This is a genomic window from uncultured Gemella sp. (assembly GCF_963525875.1).
Taxonomy (GTDB): Bacteria; Bacillota; Bacilli; order Staphylococcales; family Gemellaceae; genus Gemella.
On the sequence record NZ_CAURMG010000076.1, the window covers coordinates 1 to 3,823 of the forward strand.

General features: G+C 26.8%; 4 protein-coding genes. All 4 read right to left on the minus strand.

All coding sequences use genetic code 11. The features are described from left to right. Window positions 1–315: 315 nt before the first annotated feature. Window positions 316–1,056 carry a TraX family protein gene (locus RWQ73_RS07815; protein ID WP_314407816.1) on the minus strand — a complete coding sequence of 247 codons (741 nt, stop codon included), beginning with the start codon at window positions 1,054–1,056 and terminating at the stop codon, window positions 316–318. Window positions 1,057–1,428: 372 nt separating this feature from the next. After that, the gene (locus RWQ73_RS07820) at window positions 1,429–2,103 is read right to left on the minus strand and encodes an ABC transporter ATP-binding protein (RefSeq protein ID WP_314407818.1); all 675 of its coding nucleotides are present in this window, start codon (window positions 2,101–2,103) and stop codon (window positions 1,429–1,431) included. Window positions 2,104–2,110: 7 nt separating this feature from the next. Further along, the gene (locus tag RWQ73_RS07825) at window positions 2,111–3,187 is read right to left on the minus strand and encodes an ABC transporter permease (RefSeq protein WP_314407819.1); all 1,077 of its coding nucleotides are present in this window, start codon (window positions 3,185–3,187) and stop codon (window positions 2,111–2,113) included. A gap of 562 nt (window positions 3,188–3,749) precedes the next feature. Beyond that, on the minus strand, window positions 3,750–3,823 hold a 74-nt coding region (locus tag RWQ73_RS08010; RefSeq protein WP_399541159.1), incomplete at its 5' end, for a hypothetical protein.

Below are 3,823 nucleotides of genomic sequence, written 5' to 3' on the forward strand. Positions count from 1 at the left end.
ATACTTCTTCTTGCTTTAAATATGTTCTAATTTCTAAGTATATTTTACTTGAATGACTCAAAACAAGATATTTATTATTTGCCCATAACTTTTGACATTGAACTCTTTCTTCTTTATTATTCATTTTATCCTTTCGAAAACAGTTTATTTTTAATATTCATATTATATTATATCTTATACTTTTTTACTACATATCAATATCAAACTATATAAAAAATTCCTTATTAAGTTTTATCTTAATAAGGAACCTCTATATTAGTTTTCGTTGTATTAAATTTAACCATGTTCTTTTGATTTGCTACGTCTATACTAATTCTAAAAGACCAATGGTATATTTCCGTATAATATAATTCTAAAAATACCTATAATTGCCAAATGTATTGGATAATAATAGTAGAAGAACCACTTAGAACCAGTATGCTTACCTCTAGTACCATCATATCTCATTAATAATGGTAATGAAAGTAAAGTTGCAAACTGTAATACTCCATAAAATACATCTATAAAGATAATATAAATAGCTGCATAAACACTTATCCAGATAACATAGTCAAGTACTTGTTGTTTTTTATTACCTCTATGATTATGTAAGAAGAATGGCATCATAAGAGCAATTGCAGACCAATCAGCTATAAATGTTAATAAACAGAAAACAATAATAGCTAAAATCTTTAATGTATTACTTATCTTCTCACTTCTAAAGATTGCGATTAATAAAACCGACATCGCTAATGGGAATAAGACACTTGTTTTATTAAATATGCTTCCTGTAGTTATATCAAATGGTATTCCTAAACCGAAGCAAAAAGCAAAGTGACTGATAAAAGCAAAGCTCATAATTCTAAAGAAATATTTTTTAATATCTTTTGTATAATAACATCCTTCTGCGATAAAATACCACATAATCGGTGCTGTTAAACGTCCTACTATATGCATAAGTACTGGTATTGTTTCTTTAACTAAACCTGGATATAATAGCCATGCTAAATGATCAATTGTCATAGCAATTATAGCTATATATTTTAACTGAGTTCCATCAAATTTTAAATTCTTCATCTTCTTCCTTTCTATACTTTTTGATATTTATTTTTAAAATATTTTCTATTAATTAAGGATAATGAAAATTTTATTCTACCCTAGTATATAAAAAATATTATCATATTAACATCCATTGTGCAATTATTTATCTAAATTTCTTAAAATTGTGCTACCACCTTATATAATAATGTTATCAATAAAAAAATGAGAATGACTCAAAAATCGTGGTTTCATAGAAATCGATTTTGTCGAGTCACCTCCGCACAGATTATTAGATATCTAAAAAGCTTTTAAAAAGCGAATTTAGATATCAATAAACCACTGCGTCTATGAGTTCATATATGAACTTTGTTAAATTTTAGAACTTTTTGGGTAACATCACTTTTTATATTATCTTTCCTTTATCAAAATACCATCTTTCATTCGATAAACATGATCGCATTTTTCAATCATTCTATTATCATGTGTTACCATAATAATTGATTTGTTTTTTTCTTTACACTCTTTTGATAGTAACTCTACGACTTCAAACGCTCTATCTGAATCAAGACTTGCTGTAGGTTCATCAGCTAAGATAATTACCGGATTATTGTAAAGAGCTCTAGCAATAGCTAATCGTTGTCGTTCACCACCTGATAAGTCTTTCGGTAATTTATTTTCTAAATGATCTATTCCTAATTCTTTAAAAAGAGATTTTTGATCTTGAAGTTTTTGTCTTTTTTGCTTATTTATTCTATCAACTAATTCTAACTGTTGTTTTGCAGTTAAAAACGGAACCAAATTAGATGCCTGCAGAATAAATCCAATATCGTTAAATCGTAACTTTGACCTTTCTTTCTCAGACAAATTAGTATAATCTTTTCCGTTAATAATTATTTGACCTCTAGACGGAGTTTGTAAACCTCCAGCTAAAGTTAAGAAAGTTGATTTACCTGAACCTGATGGACCGATAATCGCAATAAATTGACCTTCTTCTATTTTAAAATTGGTTTCTTTCAGAGCTTCTATTTCTTTATTTCCATCCTGATATGATTTAGTTACATTTATAAATTCTAATACATTCATATGACACCTATCCTATTGCTTTTAATGGATCAATTTTTCTAATAGCTAAAACAGAGAATAATGTTCCAACTAAAGAAAAAATAATCAAACTAACGAAGATAATACTGTAATAAAGTCCATTCCCTAAAAATGGTACTGCTGATGGTAATACTAGTGATGTTACCCACGTTCCAACCAGACCTAGTATACTTCCAACTAATGAAAGTAAAAATGTTTGAGATAAAACAGAAGTTCCAATAATTCTATTCGATATTCCTTGGGCCTTCATTATTCCAAAAATAGGTGTTTTCTGAATAGTAAGTACATACATGAAAATACCAATAATAATTGCAGAAATCACTATTAGGAAACCTATCATTAGTCCAAATGTTAAAATTTGAGCACTATAACCAGGTAATTCATTAATAAAATCAGCTATACTAACTTTTTGGAAAATAGAGCTGTCATAATTCTTTAATTCTCCTTTTACTACGAAAGCATTAATCATAGGATTATCAGTAGTTTTACTTACACCATATTTTAAAATTTGAAAATCATTAATATTCATATATATGACTGGAGCTACATTAAATCTGGATTTTTCCGTGTAACCTACTATTTTTAATTCAATATCTGAGTTAGCAGTCTTAATAGTATCACCTATAGAATACCCTTCTTTTTCAGACAAACTTTTTTCAATAACAACTTCATTTTTAGATTCAAAAGTTCTTCCTTGTATTACTGGTGGAATTAAAAAGCTTCCATTATTCACTCCAAAAATACTGATTTTTTGTTTAACATCCTCATTTGAACCCTTCTCAGTTTTAGAAACTGTAACCATTTGACTAAAAGGTTCAACATTATCTGCAAATAAAGATTCTTTATCTGATAATTTTAGATTAGATAAACCAATAGTTTTATTTGCTTCTGAAGAAAGCAATACTGTATCCGCCTTCCAATGATCAATTGAAGATCTATTCTGGTCTATCAATCCAAAAGCTAATCCTGATAAGAAATACATTAAATAAGAAACCAGTGTAAGAAGTCCTACTATCAGACTATACCTTAACTTAGCATCCTTTATTTCATTAATAGCTAAAAACATTTTTTCTCCTTAAAATATAAAATTTTTGTTCATAAATAATAAATTGTATTACACTAAGCATATAGAATAAAACTTGTAAAGTCAAATTATTAAACTATAATGTATATCTATTAACTCTTCAGTTTTTATTTTAGTACTACGATTTAATTAAAATAACTAAAAAGTCTCTTAGCACTTCCTAATAATATTTATAAATTAATATCTTATGATTATAATATTCATGTAACAAATATAAAAAATCGAAGTTAATTTTTTAACTTCGATTTTTTACTATTACTCAATATCCCTAGAGTAATTGTATTTGATATAATAATAGTCATGCATTTAATGCATTAATACTATTATTTTCCCCTATACTACCTTTAAACATATTATACACCTCTTACAGTTTTTCTGCAAGGATTTAATGGAAATAGTACATATTTGTCAAATATATTGTTAAAACATATAATATTTTAAAAGCATAAAACATCTCTAATTAAATATGAACAATATGTAAATCTGTTCTAAGTATATAAAAAAGCAAGGTGAAAATCACCTTACTTTCAATTTTAATTCAAAATTATTTAACGATAGATGTAACAACACCTGAACCTACAGTACGTCCACCTTCACGAATTGAGAAACGAGTTCCTT

What these genes read in the sequence shown, in the direction of transcription:
- RWQ73_RS07815 (WP_314407816.1), bottom strand. Translation starts at nt 1,056, where the DNA reads ATGAAGAATTTAAAATTTGATGGAACTCAGTTAAAATATATAGCTATA.
- RWQ73_RS07820 (WP_314407818.1), bottom strand. Translation starts at nt 2,103, where the DNA reads ATGAATGTATTAGAATTTATAAATGTAACTAAATCATATCAGGATGGA.
- RWQ73_RS07825 (WP_314407819.1), bottom strand. Translation starts at nt 3,187, where the DNA reads ATGTTTTTAGCTATTAATGAAATAAAGGATGCTAAGTTAAGGTATAGT.